The sequence below is a fragment of the Stenotrophomonas sp. 22692 genome, from assembly GCF_052045015.1.
GTDB classification, from domain to species: Bacteria; Pseudomonadota; Gammaproteobacteria; order Xanthomonadales; family Xanthomonadaceae; genus Stenotrophomonas; species Stenotrophomonas geniculata.
Genome location: NZ_JBQEMR010000015.1, coordinates 18,670 through 38,824, shown reverse-complemented (window position 1 = coordinate 38,824; position 20,155 = coordinate 18,670). Strand labels below are relative to the sequence as shown.

Genomic DNA, 20,155 nt, shown 5'->3' with positions numbered 1-20,155 from the left:
CTGTTCCCATTCAAGACAAGGAGTACCGCATGAAGCTGCTGAGCGCATTGCTGTGGTCGTCGCTGCTGGCCACGATGGCCCCGTCTGCGTGGGCACAGGCCAATACCATTCCTTCGCAGCCGCACCTGCTGGTGAAGGGCGAGGCGCGCCGCGTGGTGATGCCGGACCGGTTCGGCCTGCAGTTGAACATCGAAGAGACCGACATGGATGCCGACGCCGCGCGCCACCGCGTGCAGGACAACGTCGCGCGCGTGCTGGCGCTGTTCAAGCAGCACAAGGCGGTGGAAGGCAGCGTGCGCGCGGACAACCTGCGTATCGGTCCGGCGACGCGCTATGAGCAGAACCGGCAGGTCTTCATCGGCACCCGCGTGTCGCGCCAGCTGCGTGCCAGCTTCGCCAGCGTGAAGGCGATGCAGGACGTGCTGGGTGCGCTGAAGGCCAACGAGAACGTGCAGGTCAGCAGCGTGGCCCCGACCTACTCGGGCGAAGTGGCGCTGCGACGCGAACTCAAGGGCGAAGCAGCGGCCAAGACCCGCGAGTCCGCGCAGGGCCTGGCCAAGGCCTATGGAACGAAAGTGCGTGGCCTGTACAGCATCTCCGACGTGGCGCCCGACTTCGCCTACGGCATCCAGGCCGGGCAATGGCCGCAGCCGGGCGAGGATGGTGAGTATCTGGACAGGATCTCGGTGACCGGCAGCTATGCACCGGCCTCGGCACCTGCGCCCGGTGCACCGGAGTCCATTGAAGCCGGCCCCATCACCTACACCGAAAACGTATACGCCATTTTCCTGATAAGCGACGGAACCTGACCATGTTGTGGATGATCGACAACTACGACAGCTTCACCTACAACCTCGTGCAGTACCTGCAGACGCTGGGCGCCGAAGTGAAGGTGGTGCGCAACGATGCGATGAGCGTGGACGAGATCGCCGCGCAGAAGCCCGAGCGCATCGTCATCTCGCCTGGCCCGTGCACGCCCAACGAGGCGGGCGTGTCGCTGGAATTGATCCAGCGCCTGGGCCCGACCACGCCGATCCTCGGCGTGTGCCTGGGCCACCAGGGCATCGGCCAGGTCTACGGTGGCACGGTCATCCGCGCGGGCAACATCATGCACGGCAAGACCTCGCCCATCCGCCATGAAGGCAAGGGCGTGTTCGCCGGCCTGCCGGATCGTTACCAGGCCACCCGCTACCACTCGCTGGTGGTGGACAAGCACAGCCTGCCCGATGTGCTGGAAGTGACCGCCTGGACCGAGAACGAGGACGGCTCGATCGAAGAGATCATGGGCCTGCGTCACCGCCAGTTCCCGGTGGAGGGCGTGCAGTTCCACCCCGAATCCATCCTCACCGAACACGGCCACGCCCTGCTGCGCAATTTCCTGCAGCGTCCGGCGGCCTGATCCAAGGAGCATTCCCATGAGCTTCTCCCCCCAGGAAGCCCTGCAACGCACCATCGAGCACCGCGAAATCTTCTTCGACGAAATGGTCGACCTGATGCGGCAGATCATGCGCGGCGATGTCTCGCCGATGATGACCGCCGCCATCCTCACCGGCCTGCGGGTGAAGAAGGAAACCATCGACGAGATCGCGGCCGCGGCCACGGTCATGCGCGAATTCGCGCTGGCGGTGCCGGTGGCCGATACCACCCACCTGGTCGACATCGTCGGTACCGGTGGCGATGGCTCGCATACCTTCAACATCTCCACCTGCGCGATGTTCGTGGCGGCCGCAGCCGGTGCGCGCGTGGCCAAGCATGGCAACCGCAGCGTGTCGTCCAAGTCCGGCAGCGCCGATGCGGTCGAAGCACTGGGTGCCGCCATCGAACTGCAGCCGGCCCAGGTGGCCGCGGCCATCGAGCAGACCGGCATCGGCTTCATGTTCGCGCCGATCCACCATCCGTCGATGAAGGTGGTCGCGCCGGTCCGCCGCGAGATGGGCGTGCGCACCATCTTCAACATCCTCGGCCCGCTGACCAACCCGGCCAGCGCGCCGTCGGTGCTGATGGGCGTGTTCCACCCCGATCTGGTGGGCATCCAGGCGCGCGTGCTGCGCGAGCTGGGCACCGAGCGCGCCATGGTGGTCTGGGGCCGCGACAACATGGATGAGATCTCGCTGGGCGCCGGCACCCTGGTGGGCGAGCTGCGCGACGGCAAGGTGCGCGAGTACGAGATCCACCCGGAGGACTTCGGCATCGCCATGTCGGCCAGCCGCAACCTGCGCGTGGACAGCCCGGAGCAGTCCATCCAGATGCTGCGCGCCGTGCTGGACAACGAGCCGGGCCCGGCACTGGACATCGTCGCGCTGAACGCCGGCGCCGCCCTGTACGTGGCCGGCGTGGCCAGCGACATCGGCGATGGCCTGGCCCGCGCACGTGCCGCCATCGCCAACGGCAGCGCCCGCCAGCGCCTGCAGCAGTATGTGGAGACCACCCGCGCGCTGGTTGCCTGAGCGCGCGGTTCAGCCTGACCCTCTCGATGGCCGATAATGGCCGTCCTCACCGCCCCCGCACCGAACCGACGACGATGAGCGACATCCTGCAGACGATCCTGGCCCGCAAGGCCGAAGAAGTGGCCCAGCGCCGCGCCCAGCGCCCGCTCGAGGCGCTTCAGGCCGCCCTGGCCAGCGCCCCGCCAGTACGTGGCTTCGTGCGCGCGCTGCAGGCGGCGGTGGCCAACGGCGACCCGGCGGTGATTGCCGAGGTGAAGAAGGCCAGTCCCTCCAAGGGCGTGATCCGTCCGGATTTCCGCCCGGCCGACATCGCCGTCAGCTACGAGTTCGGCGGCGCCAGCTGCCTGTCGGTGCTGACCGACGTGGACTTTTTCCAGGGCGCCGACGCCTATCTGCAGCAGGCTCGCGAAGCCTGCACGCTGCCGGTGCTGCGCAAGGACTTCGTGATCGACGCCTACCAGGTGTACGAGGCGCGCGTGCTGGGCGCCGACTGCATCCTGCTGATCGTCGCTGCGCTGGACGACACCCAGCTGGCCACCCTGTCCGAACTGGCACTGTCGCTGGGCATGGACGTGCTGGTGGAAGTGCACGACATCGACGAGCTGGAGCGTGCGCTGCAGGTACCGGCACCGATGATCGGCATCAACAACCGCAACCTGCGCACCTTCGAGGTGTCGCTGCAGACCACGCTGGACATGCAGAAGGCGGTGCCGCGTGACCGCCTGCTGGTGACCGAGAGCGGCATTCTCGGCCCGCAGGACGTGGCGCTGATGCGCGACGCCGGCATCCATGCGTTCCTGGTCGGCGAGGCCTTCATGCGCGTGGAAGAACCGGGCGAGGGCCTGCGTCAGCTATTCTTCGCGGCATGAAAACGCACTATCCGACGCCGCGCGACGATGCGCCGCTGGTGGTCTTCGATTTCGACCACACCCTCTACGACGGCGATTCGGGCACCCACCTGTTCGCCTCGCTGATCAAGCGCAACCCGTTGCGGATGCTGGCGGCGCTGCTGGTCACGCCGATCGCCGGGCCGATGGTGGCGCTGCTGCCGACCCGTCGTGCCGGTATTTCGGTCTATGTGTGGATCGGCAGCTTCGGCCTGCACCGTGCGCGTGATTTCAACAAGGTCATCGACGCCTATGTGCTGCGCAACGAGGCGCAGATGCGCGCCAAGCTGCTGCCGCAGGCGCTGGAGGTGTTCGCCGCGCACCGCGCCAAGGGCGACCGCGTGGTGGTTGCCACCGGCGCGCCGCCAGAGCTGGCACGGGCGATCCTGGCCTTCGTCGCCCACCAGGACGTACCGGTGATCGGCACCGAGGTTGGCCCACGGCTGGGCGGCGTCGGCCCGACCCGCCACTGCCACAACGAAGAGAAGATGCGCATGCTGCGCGAGCGCGGCTACGGCGATATCGATATCGCCTACTCCGACAGCACCGCCGACCTGCCATTGCTGCTGGCGGCCAAGGCGCCGGTGGTGGTGAACCCGAAGCCGGGCAGGGTGGACTTCTTCCGCCGCGTGCTGCCGGCCGGCACCCGCATCCTCAACTGGGGCTGCGTGGACCGTGGTGGCGACAAGGCCTGATCCGAGCCTGTTGTAGAGCCGAGCCATGCTCGGCTGCTCTTCGTTGCGGTATCCGTGCGCGATCAGCCGAGCATGGCCCGGCTCTACAGGGAATGCCTCAGCGATACAGGTGCCCGTACACCGCGTGGCCGATCTGGAACAGGCTGATGCCCAGCACCAGCACGCCAACGGCCACCAGCACCCAGCGCTCCTTCACCCGCTTGACCAGGATCGCCGCCACCGGCGCGGCCATCATGCCGCCGATCAGCAGGCCGGCGACGATCTGCAGGTGCTGCACCCCCATCGACAGCAGGAAGGTCGCCGACACCGTCAGCGTGACCACGAACTCCGCCGCATTGACCGTACCGATGGTGGTGCGCGCCTGGCCACCACGAGCGAGCAGGGTGGACGTGGCGATCGGCCCCCAGCCGCCACCGCCGCTGGCGTCGAGCAGGCCCGCGAAGAAGCCCAGCACCGGTACCCGGCGGATTTCGCCCTTGGGCATCCAGCGTCCGGCCGCGCGGGCCAGGATGATGATCGCCAGCACCAGCAGGTACAGGTAGATCAGTGGCCGGATGATCTCGCCCGGGATCTGGGTGAGCACGTAGGCGCCCACCGCGCCGCCCACCGCGCCGGGCAGGGCCAGGCGCAGGAACAGGCGTTTATCGACATTCCCGGCGGCGAGGTGCGACACACCCGAGGCGCCGGTGGTGAACACTTCCGCGGTGTGGATGCTGGCGCTGACCTGCGCCGGCGGCAGGCCCATGCTCAGCATCACCGACGATGAGACCAGGCCGAAAGCCATGCCCAGCGCGCCGTCGACCAGCTGCGCGCCGAGGCCGATGAGGATGAACCACCAGAATTCGCTGCTCAGCTCCATGCCCCGAGCCTAGCGCGCGAAGGAGTGCGGACCAAGGTCCGCACCCACCGGGTGCTCAACGGTCAACGGGTGCCGTACAGCACCACGGTCTTGCCGCGGGCATGCAGCAGGCCGTCGGTCTGCAACTTCTTCAGCACGCGGCCGGCCATTTCGCGCGAACAGCCGACCAGGCGCGCCAGTTCCTGGCGCGAGACGCGCAGCTGGCTGCCCTGCGGGTGGCTCATTGCTTCCGGTTCCTGCGCCAGGTCGTGCAGGGTGCGCACGATTCGGTCGGTGACGTCCAGGAATGCCAGTCGGCTGGCCTTGCGGCTGGTGTCGAGCAGGCGCTTGGAGATCTGCTGGCCCAGCGCGTACAGCAGGCGCGGGGCATCGGCCGACAGCGGGCCGAGGAACAGCTGATGCAGGCGCTCGTAGCTGATTTCGGCCAGCTCACAGGCGGTGCGGGTCCGCAGGATCACCTCGCGGCGGTCCGATTCAACGAACAGGCCCATCTCGCCGACGAACTCGCCAGCACCGAAGTAGCCCAGCACGAGCTCGCGATCGTCATCTTCCTCGGCCATGATCGAAACCGAGCCGCTGATGACGTAATACAGGGTTCCCGCCGGGTCACCGGGTCGGAAGACGTCGGTACGGGTGGGGTATCGCCGCCTGTGGCTGTGCGCCAGGAAACGATCGATTGTGGCGATATCCAGGGCCAGTGGACTGCTAGCTAGGCGCACGGTTGACACGATAGGAGCGCTCCCTCTGCGCATGAACGGATTCACGGGGTCGATAGCGGAGCTTAACCAGCGCAATTGTTAAGGGCAAACAGTGTGCCAGATGTGAGCGATCTTCACGTTCCCCCCGGGGACAGTTTGCCCCATAATTCCCCCTTTCCCTTCTTACACAGGAATCGACCGCCGTGGTCAAGCCGTTGCCTCGCCTGAGGCTGCAGGGTTTCAACAACCTCACCAAGGCGCTGAGCTTCAACATCTATGACGTGTGTTACGCGCGCACCGAAGAGGAGCGTCAGCGTTACATTGAATACATCGATGAAGAGTACAACGCCGACAGGCTGACTCAAATCTTGACCGATGTCGCCGAGATCATCGGCGCCAACATCCTGAACGTGGCCCGCCAGGACTACGACCCGCAGGGTGCCTCGGTGACCATCCTGATCTCCGAAGAACCGGTGATCGACAAGAAGCAGGCCGGCAAGGAGCTGATCTCCGACGCCGTGGTCGCGCACATGGACAAGTCGCACATCACCGTGCACACCTATCCGGAAACGCACCCGCAGGAAGGTATCGCCACCTTCCGCGCCGACATCGACGTGGCCACCTGCGGCGTCATTTCGCCGTTGAAGGCGTTGAACTACCTGATCGAAAGCCTCGAGTCGGACATTGTGATCATGGACTACCGCGTCCGTGGCTTCACCCGCGATGTGAAGGGCAAGAAGCACTACATCGATCACAAGATCAACTCGATCCAGAACTTCCTGGCCAAGAACATCAAGTCGCGTTACGAGATGTTCGACGTCAACGTCTACCAGGAAAACATCTTCCACACGAAGATGCACCTGAAGGACTTCGACCTGGACCAGTACCTGTTCGAGGAAAAGGCCAAGAACCTGTCGTTCAAGGAACGCATGAAGATCGAAGCGCTGCTCAAGCGCGAGATCGAAGAGCTGTTCCACGGCCGGAACCTGTCCGAGTAAGCCCCATGCGCGATGCCCGCAGGCATCGCCACCCAGGCGGGACGACCCGCCCCGTGGAACTGGTGTCGCGCAAGCGACGTGGTTCCACGGTGATGTACCGACCCACGGCCCGGTGTGAAAACACCGGGCCGTTTCGTTTTTCTCAAAAAGGTAAGGAGCCCCCACCCATGCCCTGGATCTACCTGCTGCTGGCCGGCCTGTTCGAGATCGGTTTCGCCCTCGGAATGAAGTACTCCGAAGGCTTCAGCAAACCCCTTCCCACTGCTGCCACGGTCGTGTCCGCGCTGATCAGCCTGTACCTGATGAGCCAGGCGATGAAGAGCATCCCGGTCGGCACGGCCTACGCGATCTGGACCGGTATCGGCGCCATGGGCGTGGCGGTGCTGGGCATCTACCTGTTCAACGACAGCGCATCGCCGTCCCGCCTGGCCTGCGTGGGCCTGATCGTGGCCGGTGTGATCGGCCTGAAGCTGGTGTCGCCGAACTGATTGATGGCCCGACCAACGGTCGGGCCCCACCGTCAGGCCCCGCCGCACCTCTTCGGTAGGCCCCCACCGTTGGTGGGGGCGGCCGTTCAAATGCGGTAAGCGATGTGCTTCATCACCTTCGATGCCAGCGCCATCGCGCCCGGGATCGGGAACGGCAGGCGGCGTGCGCCGGCCTGCTCGGCGTGCTCCGCATGGCGGGCCTCGTCTTCCTTCATCACCTGGATGACCGCGCGGCTGCGCAGGTCGCTGGCCGGCAGGTCGACCAGGTGCTCGTCCAGATGGGCTTCCACCTGGCGCTCGGTTTCGACCACGAAGCCCAGGTTCCAGCCGTCGCCACGCAGCCCGGCCAGGGTGCCGATGGTGTAGCTGCCGGCATACCAGAGCGGGTTGAACAGGCTCGGACGGCTGTCCAGTTCGCCCAGGCGGGTGGCGCACCAGGCCAGGTGGTCGGTCTCTTCCTGGGCCGCTTCCAGCAGGTGTTCACGCGTGGCCGGGTCGCGGGCCACGGCGGCCTGGCCGAAGTACAGGCCCTGCGCGCAGACCTCGCCGACATGGTTGATCCGCATCAGCCCGGCCGCATGGCGGCGTTCAGTGCTGTCCATGCCCGGCTCGTCGGTGTCCGCAGCCGGGTAGGGACGGGCCGCCGGCGGGTTGCCGAACACCGTGTCCAGGGCGCGCTGCGCCTCGGTCAGCAGGTGGTCCAGCGGGGTGATCTGGCGGAGCACGGTCATGGCGGTACACGGTGGGGCGGAAGACCCCGCGATTCTCGCCCGGCCCCGTCCCCCTGCCAACCCGGTCAGGGGCCGGCTTGCAACGGGGGTCTGACCTGCGTACAATCCCGCCTCTTACGCTTCACCTTTTCACAACGCGTGGCAGAGTTCCGGTGAGCCTTTCGCCGCAATGAGCCCGACCTAACCTAGAGTTCTTCATGAGCACTTTCACTGCCAAGAACGAGACCGTCCAGCGCGACTGGTACCTCGTCGACGCCGAGGGCAAGACCCTGGGCCGTCTCGCCACCGAGCTGGCCCGCCGTCTGCGCGGCAAGCACAAGCCGGTCTACACCCCCCACGTTGATACCGGTGACTACCTGGTCGTCATCAATGCAGAAAAGATTGCCGTCACCGGCAAGAAGCTGCAGGACAAGATGTATCACCGTTTCACCGGTTACATCGGCAACCTGAAGACCGAATCCCTGGCACAGGCGCTGGAGCGCCACCCGGAGCGCGTGATCGAGATCGCCGTGAAGGGCATGCTGCCGAAGGGCCCGCTGGGTCGCCAGATGTACCGCAAGCTCAAGGTCTACGCCGGCACTGAGCATCCGCACGCCGCACAGCAGCCGCAGGTTCTGGATATCTAATCATGGCTATCACTCAAAACTACGGCACTGGCCGCCGCAAGTCCTCCACCGCTCGCGTGTTCCTGCGCAAGGGTTCGGGCAACATCACCGTCAACGGCCGTCCGCTGGACGAGTTCTTCGGTCGTGAGACTGCGCGCATGATCGTGCGCCAGCCGCTCGAGCTGACCAAGAACACCGAAAGCTTCGACATCCTGGTCACCGCCGCTGGCGGCGGCACCACCGGCCAGGCCGGTGCGATCCGTCTGGGCATCGCCCGTGCTCTGGTCGAGTACGACGAAACCCTGAAGTCCGAGCTGCGCAAGGCCGGCTTCATGACCCGTGACGCCCGTGAAGTCGAGCGTAAGAAGGTCGGTCTGCACAAGGCCCGCCGCGCCACCCAGTTCTCCAAGCGCTGATCTACCGCGCCTGGTTGGGCTCCTTCGGGAGCCCGCTGGATGGAAAAGCAAAAGCCCGGCTTCGGCCGGGCTTTTGTCGTTTCGGGGTCATGCATTCCCGGGTTGCCGGCCAGCGGTCGGTACTACCCGTGGCTTCACATGTCAGAAGGGGGTGGAGCCTTTTCTCTGAAAAAGGATCCGATCCCGGATCTCTCTGGAGAGCAACCCCTTGTTGTTCAAGGGGGGGGGCGCCGACAGGCGCGGGGATAAGGTGGGATGCGTGACCCAACAAAAAAGAAAAAAGCCTGATCTTTCGATCAGGCTTTTTTCTTTTTTGTTTGGCTGCCCCGGATGGATTCGAACCACCGAATGCCTGAGTCAGAGTCAGGTGCCTTACCGCTTGGCGACGGGGCAAAACGTGCAACTATTTTCTCACTTTTCACACTGAAAAACAACTTGATTTTCAGTGTGGTGGCTATGGGTGGACTCGAACCACCGACCCCAGCATTATGAGTGCTGTGCTCTAACCGGCTGAGCTACATAGCCTTGGTGAGCCCGCTATTCTGCGGATGTGTATCGACCCTGTCAACACTTTTGTGTCGTGCTTGTGGGTCGACAGAGGGCATGGGATAGTCCCGACCAGTAGATTTTCTTAGGAGTCCGCATCGTGATCGATCCGGACGGCTATCGACCGAACGTCGGCATTGTGCTGATGCGGCAGGACGGCCAGGTGTTCTGGGCACGACGTGTGCGCCGGGACGGCTGGCAGTTCCCGCAGGGTGGCATGAACACCGACGAGACGCCTGTCGAGGCCATGTATCGTGAACTGCAGGAAGAGACCGGCCTGCTGCCTGAGCACGTGGAAGTGCTCGGGGCGACGCCCGGCTGGCTGCGCTACAAGCTGCCGGCGCGGGCCATCCGCCGCAATGAGCGGCAGGTCTGCATCGGCCAGAAGCAGGTCTGGTTCCTGCTGCGCCTGACCGGCGACGAATCGCATGTGCAGCTGGACCATACCGATTCGCCCGAGTTCGACCACTGGCGCTGGGTGGACTTCTGGTACCCGGTGGAGCACGTGGTGATGTTCAAGCGTGGCGTCTATGCGCGCGCTCTGCGACATCTGGCACCGTTGGCGCGCGGGGTGGCCGGGCAGGGCGTCACCGCCATGCCCAAGAGCGCTGCGGAGGCCTGGATGCCGGGTCACGCTGCCGGCCACGACAGGCCCCGCAAGCGCACGCCCAAGCGCGGTGGCTACTGGCCGCGCAAGGCCAAGGGTGAGCCGGGGGCGGTTTGATGGGGAGGCCGCGCAGGCCGCGGGTCGATCCGTCACAACGCGTCCCCGCCGGGTATTTCCAGCAGGGCCTGGTTGTCCGGCTGGCCAGCCTGCCCTGGATGGCGTTGGGCGTGGTGGTGCTTGGCGGCAGCGCAACGATCCCGCTTGGGCTGGGCATGGTCCTCATCCTGGTGAACTGTGCCGGTGCCCTGTATCTGGCGGACTACCTGCTGCGCCTGAGGGCGGCAGGCGGTGGCCTGCACTGGCTGACCATGTTCTTCAGTACGCCGGTGCTGGCCCTGTTGTATTCGATCGCACTCTGAACCGTATCGAGAATGGTTCAGGTCTCTGATTGACAACCATTCTCGTTTCCATTGAAATAGCCAACAGGCCACTCTTGGCCTGTCAGCCCGGTTCACGCCTGTGTACGTCTGCATCTGCAACGGAGTCACCGACCACCAGATCCGCGAAGCCGCCAGCAATGGCGTCAGCACGGTGGCCGAGCTGACCATGCGTACCGGTTGTGGCGCGACCTGCGGTTCCTGCCTGGACATGGCAGGCGACCTGCTGTCCAAGGCACGTGCCACCCACGATCTGCCGCTGCCGGTCCTCGGTCTGGCCCAGGTCGCCTGACGTCTCTTTCGCGGCGCGTTGACGCCGCGCTTCCGCATCCTTCACGCGTGGCCGCATAGGCCAATGCGCACGATTCGCGTTCCTTCACGACCGCACGCAAGGCGTTAAAGTGCCTGCGTTTTCAGCGTGCAGGAGCATCCCCATGAAGGGCGACACCAAGGTCATCGAATTCCTCAACAAGGTCCTCTACAACGAGCTGACCGCGATCAACCAGTACTTCCTGCACGCCAAGATGCTGAAGAACTGGGGCATCAAGGAACTGGCCGAACATGAGTACAAGGAATCGATCGACGAGATGAAGCATGCCGACATGCTCGCCGACCGCATCCTGTTCCTTGAAGGCCTGCCGAACTTCCAGGCGCTGGGCAAGCTGCGCATCGGCGAGAACCCGACCGAGATCCTGCAGTGCGACCTGTCGCTGGAACGCGATGGCGTGGTCACCCTGCGCGAGGCCGTGGCCTATTCCGATTCGGTGGGTGACTACGTCAGCCGCCAGCTGTTCGTGAAGATCCTCGACTCGGAAGAAGAGCACATCGACTGGCTGGAAACCCAGCTCGACCTGATCGAGCGCATCGGCGAGCCGAAGTACCTGCTGAGCAAGCTGGAAGACTGACTCAGCCGGCCTGGCCGGCGCGATGCTGTGCCAGGTAGCCCGTCAGTGCCACGCGCGCACGGGCGAATTCGGCAACCAGCAGCGCTACCGCTACGGCGGGGCGCTGCAGGCTGCCGCTGCGGGCCTCATGTTCGATCCGCTGCGCCACCGCCGACAGCGACAAGGCCCCCACGTTCGCGCTTGATGATTTCAGGCTGTGCGCGACCGCCTGCAGGCGGGGCTCGTCGCCGTTCTGCGCGGCCTGCTGCAGCTGCTGCACCATCGCCGGCGCATCTTCCAGGAACACCGAGACGATCTGGAGGGCGGTATCGCCGATTACCGCGTGCAGTTCGTCCAGCACGTCGCGGTCCAGTACCGGTTGCGGTGCTGGCGCCACCTGCTTTTCCGGATTCTGTAGCGCCGAGCCATGCTCGGCTGATGGCGTGCGACTGCAATTGGCCGTCAGCCGAGCATGGCTCGGCTCTACGGAAGGCTGTCCAGGTGATGCAGCTTTCCCGCCACCCCAGCGCTGCAACAGCGCATGCAGCGTGGCACGTGCGATCGGCTTGGACAGGTAGTCGTCCATGCCGGCCTGCAGGCAGCGCTCGCGATCACCGGCCATGGCGTTGGCCGTCATCGCGATGATCGGCAACCGCGTGCGCCCGGTTTCCGCTTCTTCCGCACGCCAGTGGCGCGTGGCGGCGTAGCCGTCCAGCACCGGCATCTGGCAATCCATCAGCACCACGTCCACGCCGCCTTCGCGAAGGGCGGCCAGCGCCTGCTCGCCATCGGCGGCATTGCGCACCTCGCACTGGAATACGCGCAGCAGATGCTCGGCCACCATCCGGTTGACCGTGTTGTCTTCCACCAGCAGCACGCGCAGGTGCAACGGCGGCAGCGTGGGCGTGGGCTGCCCCTGTTCGGCGTTGGCCAGCAGCGCGGCAGGGCGCGCATGCGCGACCGGTGCAGCCAGCAGTGCATGCAGCGCAGCGTCGTCGAAATGCGAGGGTAGCTGCCGCTGGCGCGGGCGTGCCGGAAGGGTATCGTCCTGCAGCCACAGCACCTGCAGGGCATCGTCCTCGCCACGTTCGGCCAACGCCTGTTGCAGCGTCGCTTCACCGATGTGGCGCGCACGTGCATCGACCAGCAGCCAGGCCGGCGCCGGTTGCCCCGGCCTCGGCACCGCGCGCAGGCGCTCGACCACGGCATCGAGCTGCGCCATGGCGTGCACCAGCAGGCCATGATGGGCCGCGATGCGCTCGATGCGTGCCCGCAGCGTTGCATCGGCACTGAACAGCAGCAGCGGTGCTGGCGCGCGCGCCATCGCCGGCAGGTCGCCAGGAACCTTCAGCAGCGGGATCTCGAACCAGAACGTAGCGCCCTGGCCAGGCGTGGACTGCACGCCGATCTGCCCGTGCATCAGGTCGATGATGCGCTTGCAGATGGCCAGGCCCAGGCCGGTGCCGCCGTAGATGCGGGTGGTGGATGCGTCGGCTTGGCTGAAGGACTGGAACAGGCGTGCCTGCAGCGTGTCGTCGATGCCGATGCCGGTATCGATGATCTCGAAGCGCAGCTGGTGCTGCGCGGCACCTTCGCCCAGCCGCAGCACGCGCAGCTGCACCTGGCCGCGGGCGGTGAACTTGATTGCGTTGGCCAGCAGGTTGCTCAGCACCTGGCGCAGGCGCACCGGGTCGCCGCGCACCGGCAGGCGCACCGAAGGATCCAGTTGCAGGCCCAGGGCCAGGCCCTTGGCGTCGGCGGCGCGTTGCATCAGCTGCACCACGCCATCGAGCAGGTCGCGTAGGTTGAAGCTGGTGATCTCCAGTTCCAGCGCCTGTGCTTCCAGCCGGGAGTAGTCGAGGATGTCGTCGACGATGCGCAGCAGCTGCTGTGAACTGGCCGAAGCGGTGGCCAGCATCTGCCGCTGGTCCTCGCCCAGCGGCCCGCGCGCGATCAGCTCCAGCATCGGCAGGATGCCGTTGAGCGGGGTGCGGATCTCGTGGCTCATCGTGGCCAGGAACTCGCCCTTGGCCAGCACGGCCGCTTCGGCGGCCTGCTTGGCCTGCAGCAGCTGCTGTTCCAGCTGGCCCTGGCGTTCGGTGGTATGGCGCAGCTGGTCGCGGTCGGCGGCCAGCGCGCTGTGCTCGCGCTGCAGCCGGGCCAGTGCCCGGCTGCGCGTGCGCAGGCGCAGGCCCAACAGCAGCGCCATGGCGGCCGCGGCAAGGGCAACCAGCAGCACGCCCCACAGCGGCACGTCAGAGCACCGCGTTGTGGAAGTCGAAGTTCAGGTCGCTGCCGGCCGACTGCACCATGTTGCCCTGGATGTAATCGACGCCGCCGACCCACATCGCGGCCGCGGCCTGCGGGTCTTCGATCTGCTGGCCGATGATCTGGAGCCCGGCCGCATGCGCCTGTTCGATCGCCTTGCGCAGTTCCTCGCGCGTGGCTGGGTTGGAATGGCTGCTGGAGAAGCGCGCGGCCATGCGCACGAACGACAGCGGCAGCTGGGTCAGCAGTGCATCGGCTTCGCCGCTGGGCTCGAACTGGCTCAGGCAGAAGCGCACGCCGGCGCCGGCCATGCGCTGGCAGAACTGCTGCAGCGGCACGGTGTGGATCAGCGCGTCGGGCAGGCGCACGTCGATCACCAGCGCACTGCCGGGCAGGTCACGCTGCTGCAGTGATTCCAGCAGCCAGTCGCCAAAGGCATCGCGCTGCAGCGTGCGCAGCGACTGCGAGACGAACAGGTTCAGCGGCTGCGTTGCGTGCCGGTACAGGTCCAGCAGGCCCAGCGCATGGTCCATCACCTGCTGGTCGAGGTCGGCGATGCGGCCTGCCGCCTCGGCGGCGGGAATCACCTGGCCGGCCGCCAGCACCGTGCCATCGGCCTGGCGCAGGCGCAGCAGCAGCTGGTACTGCGCGGTGTTGCCACCGGCGACGGCGACGATCGGCTGATAGGCCAGCTCCAGCTGGCCTTCCAGCAGTGCCAGGTGTTCCTGTTCGGTGACGGCCTGGCGGTGCACGTGGCCCGCCACGCCGGCGCTGAGCAGGCGTGCCTGCAGGGTGGTGCGCTCGACCGCTTCCAGTGCAGCGTTGGCATCGTCGAAGCCCGGCGACAGCGGCGCGTAACCCACCACGCCGCGCAGGTGCACCGATTCATCGTCGCGGATCACGAAGGCGCGCGCCGAGAGCTGCTCACGCAGGGTCGCGGCGATGCTTTCCAGGCTGTCTTCATCGGTATTGCGGGCCAGCAGCAGGAAGCTGTTGTCGTTCAGGCGTGCCAGCAGGTGCGGATGGCCGGCCTCGGCCAGGCGCTGCCCGGCCTGCACCATCAGGCGCTCGAAGGCGGCGTAGCCATAGCGTTCGCGCAGGCCCAGCGCGCTGGCCACTTCAACGAAGAACACGCCACCCCGGTCGCGATGGGCGAGGGCGGCATTGAGCTGCTGCAGCACGTGGTGACGCGTCGGCAGGCCGGTTTCCGGATTGCTGGTGGCCGGTGCGCCGGTTGCACCGGGCAGGGTTGCTGCCTGCGCACGTGCGCGACGGATGCGGTTGGCCACGGCGGCGATCAGGTGGCGCGGCCGGATCGGCTTGCTCAGGTAATCGTCGGCGCCGCTGTCGAGCACTTCGAACTGGCGCTCCGGGTCCGGATCGCCGCTCAGGAACACGATCGGCAGCAACTGCAGGCCAGGCTGCTGGCGGATCAGCGCGGTCAGGCGCATGCCGTCCAGGCCGGGCAGGTGCAGGTCCATCAGGATCAGGTCGGGGCGATGCTCCTTGATCGCCTGTAGCGCACCGTCGGCATCGCTGTGCACGATGGCCTGCATGCCGGCGCCATGCAGCACGCTCTGTGCGAACAGGGCCTGCGCGCGGTCGTCCTCGACGATCAGCACGCGGTAGGGCGAATCGGAGGTCGGCGGTGCCTGGTCGTTGTTGCCAGCCTCGGCCAGCATGCCCGGACCCGGCAGCGGCGGTGGTGCGCTGCCGATCGATGCGGGTGCGTCGGAGGCTGCCAGCGGCGGAACTGCTGCCGGCGCTGCGGCGACGGCGCTCGCCGATTCAGCCGTCCAGCGTTGCCAATGATCGGCCGGAGGGGATTCAGCGCGTCCCGGGCGGGCGCCCGCGGGGGATTCGTTTGCGGCCATCGGTGCTCCTGGTGTTCGCGTCCATTATGCGACAAGCCCGGCGATCAACCGGTACCGGGCTGGCGTGGACTGTCGGGCGACGCACCGCGTGCCAGCCAGCGCACGCCCTTCCACAGTGCGCGCCAGACCAGCCACACCAGCAGCGCACCGGCCAGGCTGCAGGCCAGCACCACGATCAGCGCGATCCACGGGTGTGCCAGGGCCAGGGCCAGGCCACCGACCACCACGGTGTCCTCGGCGGCGGAGGCCACCCAGTTGCTGGCAGGCTCGGGCGAGGTATTGAGCAGAGCGCGGGTGCCGGCCTTCAGGCCATGACTGGCCAGCGCCACACCGGCGCCGGCGGCAAGCGCACCGGTGCCCAGCTGCCCATCCGGCGACAGCGTGGCGGCGGCGAGGAAAGCCCCCGCTGGCACACGTGCCAGGGTCTGCACCAGATCCCACGCCGAGTCGACGCCGGGAATCTTGTCGGCGAAGAATTCGGCCACCGCCAGCGCCGCCGAGGTGCCCAGCACCCACCACGATTCAGTGGCCTGCAGGGCCGGCGGCAGGTCGACCCAGCCGAGCAGGCCGGCCAGGCCGACACCGAACACGGTGAGGTAGACGCGGATGCCGGCCAGCCAGGCCAGCAGGATGCCGATCACGAACAGGTGGGCTTCGGTCATGGCGATGCTCCGGCGACGGAACTGTGCAGGGGACCACACTATCGACGATGGCATGCCTGAACGCCACAGACCGTGGCTCGCCACTGCGCAGGAAACCCACCCGTCCTGTCATACACTAGCGCGTCGTTTGCCACAGGGGCCGTACCGGTGTCGCCCTCGCGATGCCCCGGAATCCACCCATGACCAACCGTCCTCCCATGCGCGTGCAGGTCCGCCTGCCCGGCGCGCCACAACCGCCGGCCGACCGTCGCCGCCTGCTGGTGATCGGCGGCATCTGGCTGCTCAGCCTGGTGCTGGCCGTGCTGGGTGGCTGCTGGATGGCCACGCCGCGCGACGCCCAGGGCCAGCGCCTGCAGGCTGCCGAGAAGCGTGCCGAGACGTTGCAGGCGCAGCTGACCGAATTGCGCCAGAAGCAGGCCACGCTGGAAGCCTCCGACCGCATCAGCCGCGCCGCCAACACCGAGGTGCAGTCCTCGCTGGCCGAGCGCGATGAGGAAATCGCAGGCCTGCGTGCCGACGTCGCCTTCTATGAGCGCCTGGTGGGCTCCACCAGCCAGCGCAAGGGCCTGAACACCCATTCGATCGAGTTCAGCCCGGAAGCGGCCGGCACCTGGCAGTACACCGCGGTGCTGACCCAGAACCTCAACCGTGGCGCCATCAGCCAGGGGCAGATGCGCTTCACCGTGGAAGGCGTCAAGAACGGCAAGCTGGCCACGATCAGCTGGGATGATCTGCACCAGCGCAGCAAGGTGCCGGGACAGGATTACTCGTTCCGGTACTTCCAGCAGCTCACCGGCAGCGTGATGCTGCCGGCTGACTTCACCCCGCAACGCGTGCGGGTGACATTGGGGAGTGGTACGGGGGGTACCACCCAGGTATTCGACTGGAAACAGGCCGGTGCGCCGGCCGCCAAAGGGGAGTAGGCAGATGTTCGGAAGCAGCAAATCCAACCGTGAAGGCCAGCTGGTGGTGGATGCCCTGATCGGCAACCAGGTGGTGATCCGCGGTGATGTGGAATTCAGTGGGGGCCTGTATGTGGAAGGCCGCATCCATGGCAAGGTGATCGCCGCCGAGGGCGCCAGTGGCGCGACCCTGACGGTCGCCGAGCATGGCGTGATCGAGGGCGAGATCCGTGCCCAGGTGGTGGTCATCAGTGGCCGCCTGGACGGCGACGTGCATGCCACCGAGAAGGTCGAACTGACCCCGAGCGCACGGGTCAATGGCAACGTCCATTACCAGGTGGTGGAGATGAATGCGGGCGCCCAGCTGAACGGTCGCCTGATCCATGCCAGCGCCCCGATGGCCGCCCTGCCGGCTCCGGAAGGCGAAGAGGCCAATGGTGGCAAGGGTGACACCGCCGCACGCCGCAAGCTGGCCGAGGCGATGGCTTGAAAGCCATCGTCGGCACCCCCATGCTGACGGCATGAGCACGCTAGTCTCCCTGCCCGGCGCCACCCCGGTTGCCGCGCCCGATTACCAGTCGCTGGAGCGCCCGCTGAACTTCACCGAGTCGGCGGCCGCCAAGGTCAAATCCCTGATCCAGGAAGAGGGCAACCCCGACCTGGCCCTGCGCGTGTACATCGAAGGCGGTGGCTGTTCGGGCTTCCAGTACGGGTTCGAGTTCGACGAGAACCGTGCCGAGGACGACCTGGCGGTACAGACCAGCGGGGTGACCCTGCTGGTCGACCCGCTGAGCCTGCAGTACCTGATGGGCGCAGAGGTGGATTACACCGAGAGCCTGACCGGTGCGCAGTTCGTGATCCGCAACCCGAACGCGAAGACCACCTGCGGCTGCGGCAGCAGCTTCAGCATGTAAGAGCCCTGTGGCCAGGATGTGCCAACCAAGGTTGGCACCTGCCAGAGCGGATCCGTAGATCCACGCCATGCGTGGATGCTCTGTGCCCTCCAGCCCACAACAGCAGATTGCGCACAGCGCCGACCTTGCCACCCGCATCGATTGGCGGCACGCTTGCCGGATGCCCAATACTTCTTCGCCGCTTTCCGGTTTTGCCTTCGTTGGCGAACCGCTGGAGCGCGCCGATGCCCTGCGCGACGATGCCGATGCACTGGCGCGCCTGTGGCCGGGCGCGCGCATTCTCGTGCTCGATCAGGACGGCAGCGCCTTCACCGGCGATGAAGACCAGCCGCTGGCGCTGACCGGCGCCGACATCGGGGGTGGTCCCGGCTCCGCGATCTTCCTCGGCCTGCGCGGGGAACAAGCGTGGTTCTCGGTTGAAGCCGCCAGCGTCACCGTCACCGCACCACGTCGCCTCGACCTGCGCCAGGCTGCTCTGCTGTGGTCGATGGCCGATGCGACCGCCTTCAGCTATGCCCGCGGCATGTCCTACTGGCACTCGCGCACCCGCTTCTGCGGTGTGTGCGGCGGCGCCGTGGCGTTTGCCCGCGGCGGCTTCGTCGGTCGTTGCGCGCAGTGTTCCACCGAGCACTACCCGCGCGTCGACCCCGCCGTGATCGTCGCCGTGGAAAACCAGGGCCGGCTGCTGCTGGGCCGGCAGTCCAACTGGGCACCGCGGCGTTACTCGGTGCTGGCCGGCTTCGTCGAACCCGGCGAGACCTTCGAGCAGACCGTGGTGCGTGAAGTGCATGAGGAGAGCAAGGTGCGGGTGACCGCGTGCCAGTACCTCGGCTCGCAGCCGTGGCCGTTCCCGGGCGCGCTGATGATCGGCTTCCGTGCACAGGCGCAGGATGACCTGCCGACGGTGGATGGCGAGCTGGAAGACGCGCGCTGGTTCAGTGCCGACGAGGTGGGCGCGGCACTGGCACGCGATGTGGAGGACGATGGCCAGGGCATCCGCCTGTCGCCGCCGATCTCGATTTCGCGCGGCCTGATCGAACACTGGTACCGCCAGCAGAAGGGCTGAACCCGATCCTCTGCCGGTCCGGTCGTGGCAGCTGTATTGCCGCCACCTGAACACGGCCCGGGTTACAGTCCGGTTCACCGCTGAGGGCGCCGCTGCGACAGGTAAGGTAGCGGCGCCGCGCGTTCTGTTTCGTAGGGAGACCTGCCATGTTCACCACTCTGGCCGCCGTGCTGGTGGCACTGGCCCTGGGCCATGTTGCCCCGGCCGCTGCCGCCTCGCTGCGCCGTTTCGACGGCTTCCGGCGCTGGCTGGGCTGGCTGGACGCGCGCGGCGGCAAGGCCTGGCAGGGTCCGGCAGGCGTGGCCCTGGCATTGCTGCCGCCGCTGCTGCTGATGGCGCTGCTGGCGTGGCTGCTGCGCGGGGTGCTGTTCGGTCTGCCGTCGCTGTTGCTGGGCGTGGGCGTGCTGGCCTGGTGCTGGGGGCCACGCGACCTGGACCGCGATATCGAGGCCATCATCGATGCCGATGACGCGGCGACACGACAGGCGGCCGTGCGCAACCTGCAGTCGGCCGGGGGCAGCCTGCGCGAGGACGTGCCCTCGCTGGTCGAGGCGACCGTGCTCAATGCACTGCGGCGCTGGTTCGCGGTGCTGTTCTGGTTCCTGCTGCTGGGCCCGGCCGGTGCGCTGGGCTATCGCCTGCTGGCATTGATGGCGGAAAGCCCGATGCGTGCCCGCGTGCCGGTGGAGCCGCTGGCGCTGGCGCAGCGCCTGCTGGGCTGGATCGAATGGCCGGTGGCGCAGTTGATGGCGTTCTCGATGGCCCTGGTGGGCAACTTCGATACGGCGTGGAAGGCCTGGCGCCAGGCCCATGGTGAGCGCCTGGCCGGCAACATCGGGTTCCTGGGCGCGGTGGCGCGGGCCAGCGTCAACGCCGAGCTGCGCGAGGACGCGCACGATTACACCGAGGCGGGGCTGTTGCCGGTGTGGCAGCGGCTGCCGGACCTGCGTGATGCGATGAGCCTGGTGTGGCGGATGCTGCTGCTGTGGCTGGCGATCCTCGCCCTGCTGGTGATTGCAGGCTGGGTGACGTAGTGGTTTTTGCAGGGCTTGCAGCCCTGCACCTGCAGAGGCAACAGCAACAGCAACAGCAACAGCGGCTCTGGGTTGCTGAGGGTTGGGCGGGGCGGTGTGGGGCTGCAGGACACGCCGTAAACCCGTCCCTGGGGGCT

The 20,155-nt window shown here is 66.8% G+C and carries 24 protein-coding genes and 2 tRNA genes; 18 read left to right on the top strand and 8 right to left on the bottom strand.

The genetic code is table 11. From position 1 onward, the window contains the following. The first annotated feature begins 29 nt into the window (after positions 1-29). The 5 genes from ACTJJM_RS12755 to ACTJJM_RS12735 all read left to right on the top strand — a co-directional run bounded on the left by ACTJJM_RS12755 (position 30) and on the right by ACTJJM_RS12735 (position 4,029). On the top strand, positions 30-809 hold the full coding sequence (locus ACTJJM_RS12755; RefSeq protein ID WP_010482656.1) for an SIMPL domain-containing protein: 780 nt from the start codon (positions 30-32) through the stop codon (positions 807-809). Between the two features lie 2 nt (positions 810-811). After that, the gene (locus ACTJJM_RS12750) at positions 812-1,399 is read left to right on the top strand and encodes an anthranilate synthase component II (protein WP_049411794.1); all 588 of its coding nucleotides are present in this window, start codon (positions 812-814) and stop codon (positions 1,397-1,399) included. A gap of 16 nt (positions 1,400-1,415) precedes the next feature. Further along, entirely contained in the window at positions 1,416-2,447 is a 1,032-nt protein-coding gene (gene trpD / locus ACTJJM_RS12745; RefSeq protein ID WP_010482653.1) for an anthranilate phosphoribosyltransferase, read from the top strand. A gap of 74 nt (positions 2,448-2,521) precedes the next feature. Further along, positions 2,522-3,316, top strand: a complete 795-nt coding sequence (gene trpC, locus ACTJJM_RS12740; RefSeq protein ID WP_108747535.1) for an indole-3-glycerol phosphate synthase TrpC — start codon at positions 2,522-2,524, stop codon at positions 3,314-3,316. Continuing rightward, entirely contained in the window at positions 3,313-4,029 is a 717-nt protein-coding gene (locus ACTJJM_RS12735; protein WP_010482651.1) for a haloacid dehalogenase-like hydrolase, read from the top strand. Before trpC ends, ACTJJM_RS12735 begins: the two co-directional genes overlap by 4 nt. 97 nt (positions 4,030-4,126) lie before the next feature. Here ACTJJM_RS12735 and ACTJJM_RS12730 read toward each other — a convergent pair whose 3' ends face one another. Together ACTJJM_RS12730 and crp are read right to left on the bottom strand one after the other, a co-directional pair. Next, on the bottom strand, positions 4,127-4,888 hold the full coding sequence (locus ACTJJM_RS12730; protein WP_010482650.1) for a sulfite exporter TauE/SafE family protein: 762 nt from the start codon (positions 4,886-4,888) through the stop codon (positions 4,127-4,129). A 62-nt stretch (positions 4,889-4,950) separates the two neighbouring features. After that, positions 4,951-5,640, bottom strand: a complete 690-nt coding sequence (gene crp / locus ACTJJM_RS12725; RefSeq protein ID WP_010482649.1) for a cAMP-activated global transcriptional regulator CRP — start codon at positions 5,638-5,640, stop codon at positions 4,951-4,953. A gap of 149 nt (positions 5,641-5,789) precedes the next feature. On the opposite strand from crp, the gene speD reads away from it, so the two are divergent. Together speD and ACTJJM_RS12715 are read left to right on the top strand one after the other, a co-directional pair. After that, complete coding sequence (gene speD / locus ACTJJM_RS12720) at positions 5,790-6,584, top strand: adenosylmethionine decarboxylase (RefSeq protein ID WP_006473908.1); 795 nt, start codon at positions 5,790-5,792, stop codon at positions 6,582-6,584. Positions 6,585-6,751: 167 nt separating this feature from the next. Continuing rightward, a complete protein-coding gene (locus ACTJJM_RS12715; protein ID WP_440865682.1) occupies positions 6,752-7,072 on the top strand; it encodes a DMT family transporter in 321 nt (106 codons plus the stop codon). An 86-nt stretch (positions 7,073-7,158) separates the two neighbouring features. On the opposite strand, the gene coq7 is transcribed toward ACTJJM_RS12715, so the two are convergent. After that, the gene (gene coq7 / locus ACTJJM_RS12710) at positions 7,159-7,803 is read right to left on the bottom strand and encodes a 2-polyprenyl-3-methyl-6-methoxy-1,4-benzoquinone monooxygenase (RefSeq protein WP_109815069.1); all 645 of its coding nucleotides are present in this window, start codon (positions 7,801-7,803) and stop codon (positions 7,159-7,161) included. 197 nt (positions 7,804-8,000) lie between these two features. Here coq7 and rplM point away from each other — a divergent pair, with 197 nt between their 5' ends. Beyond that, on the top strand, positions 8,001-8,429 hold the full coding sequence (gene rplM / locus ACTJJM_RS12705) for a 50S ribosomal protein L13 (RefSeq protein WP_005414692.1): 429 nt from the start codon (positions 8,001-8,003) through the stop codon (positions 8,427-8,429). 2 nt (positions 8,430-8,431) lie between these two features. After that, positions 8,432-8,824: a 30S ribosomal protein S9 gene (gene rpsI / locus ACTJJM_RS12700; protein WP_005411311.1), complete on the top strand. Its 393-nt coding sequence runs from the start codon at positions 8,432-8,434 to the stop codon at positions 8,822-8,824. 318 nt (positions 8,825-9,142) lie between these two features. On the opposite strand, the gene ACTJJM_RS12695 is transcribed toward rpsI, so the two are convergent. Continuing rightward, positions 9,143-9,217, bottom strand: a tRNA-Gln gene (locus tag ACTJJM_RS12695). Positions 9,218-9,272: 55 nt separating this feature from the next. Further along, a tRNA-Met gene (locus ACTJJM_RS12690) sits at positions 9,273-9,349 on the bottom strand. A gap of 121 nt (positions 9,350-9,470) precedes the next feature. Here ACTJJM_RS12690 and ACTJJM_RS12685 point away from each other — a divergent pair. The 4 genes from ACTJJM_RS12685 (at position 9,471) to bfr (ending at position 11,319) form a co-directional block, all read left to right on the top strand. Further along, complete coding sequence (locus ACTJJM_RS12685) at positions 9,471-10,094, top strand: RNA pyrophosphohydrolase (RefSeq protein WP_010482644.1); 624 nt, start codon at positions 9,471-9,473, stop codon at positions 10,092-10,094. Further along, on the top strand, positions 10,094-10,396 hold the full coding sequence (locus ACTJJM_RS12680; protein WP_224328682.1) for a hypothetical protein: 303 nt from the start codon (positions 10,094-10,096) through the stop codon (positions 10,394-10,396). Before ACTJJM_RS12685 ends, ACTJJM_RS12680 begins: the two co-directional genes overlap by 1 nt. A 100-nt stretch (positions 10,397-10,496) precedes the next feature. Further along, positions 10,497-10,706: a (2Fe-2S)-binding protein gene (locus ACTJJM_RS12675; RefSeq protein WP_010482642.1), complete on the top strand. Its 210-nt coding sequence runs from the start codon at positions 10,497-10,499 to the stop codon at positions 10,704-10,706. A 142-nt stretch (positions 10,707-10,848) separates the two neighbouring features. Next, positions 10,849-11,319, top strand: coding sequence for a bacterioferritin (bfr, locus tag ACTJJM_RS12670; protein WP_019336610.1), 471 nt, complete (start codon positions 10,849-10,851; stop codon positions 11,317-11,319). Between the two features lies 1 nt (position 11,320). On the opposite strand, the gene ACTJJM_RS12665 is transcribed toward bfr, so the two are convergent. From ACTJJM_RS12665 to ACTJJM_RS12655, 3 genes are read right to left on the bottom strand one after another with little or no spacing between them, the layout of a single operon-like run. Then, positions 11,321-13,552, bottom strand: coding sequence for an ATP-binding protein (locus ACTJJM_RS12665; RefSeq protein ID WP_049453949.1), 2,232 nt, complete (start codon positions 13,550-13,552; stop codon positions 11,321-11,323). A gap of 1 nt (position 13,553) precedes the next feature. Beyond that, entirely contained in the window at positions 13,554-15,440 is a 1,887-nt protein-coding gene (locus tag ACTJJM_RS12660) for an EAL domain-containing protein (protein WP_010482638.1), read from the bottom strand. 44 nt (positions 15,441-15,484) lie between these two features. Further along, positions 15,485-16,102 (bottom strand): DUF4126 domain-containing protein, encoded by a 618-nt coding sequence (locus ACTJJM_RS12655; RefSeq protein ID WP_043399356.1) that lies wholly within the window; start codon positions 16,100-16,102, stop codon positions 15,485-15,487. A gap of 179 nt (positions 16,103-16,281) precedes the next feature. Here ACTJJM_RS12655 and ACTJJM_RS12650 point away from each other — a divergent pair, with 179 nt between their 5' ends. The 5 genes from ACTJJM_RS12650 (at position 16,282) to ampE (ending at position 20,018) form a co-directional block, all read left to right on the top strand. Continuing rightward, positions 16,282-17,025 carry a DUF6776 family protein gene (locus ACTJJM_RS12650; RefSeq protein ID WP_019336613.1) on the top strand — a complete coding sequence of 248 codons (744 nt, stop codon included), beginning with the start codon at positions 16,282-16,284 and terminating at the stop codon, positions 17,023-17,025. A gap of 4 nt (positions 17,026-17,029) precedes the next feature. Next, complete coding sequence (locus tag ACTJJM_RS12645; RefSeq protein ID WP_010482635.1) at positions 17,030-17,494, top strand: bactofilin family protein; 465 nt, start codon at positions 17,030-17,032, stop codon at positions 17,492-17,494. Between the two features lie 31 nt (positions 17,495-17,525). Beyond that, positions 17,526-17,918 carry an iron-sulfur cluster insertion protein ErpA gene (gene erpA / locus ACTJJM_RS12640; RefSeq protein WP_005419789.1) on the top strand — a complete coding sequence of 131 codons (393 nt, stop codon included), beginning with the start codon at positions 17,526-17,528 and terminating at the stop codon, positions 17,916-17,918. Between the two features lie 160 nt (positions 17,919-18,078). Next, complete coding sequence (gene nudC, locus ACTJJM_RS12635) at positions 18,079-18,984, top strand: NAD(+) diphosphatase (protein WP_440865677.1); 906 nt, start codon at positions 18,079-18,081, stop codon at positions 18,982-18,984. Positions 18,985-19,130: 146 nt separating this feature from the next. After that, complete coding sequence (ampE, locus tag ACTJJM_RS12630) at positions 19,131-20,018, top strand: regulatory signaling modulator protein AmpE (RefSeq protein WP_010482632.1); 888 nt, start codon at positions 19,131-19,133, stop codon at positions 20,016-20,018. The last annotated feature ends 137 nt before the right edge of the window (positions 20,019-20,155 follow it).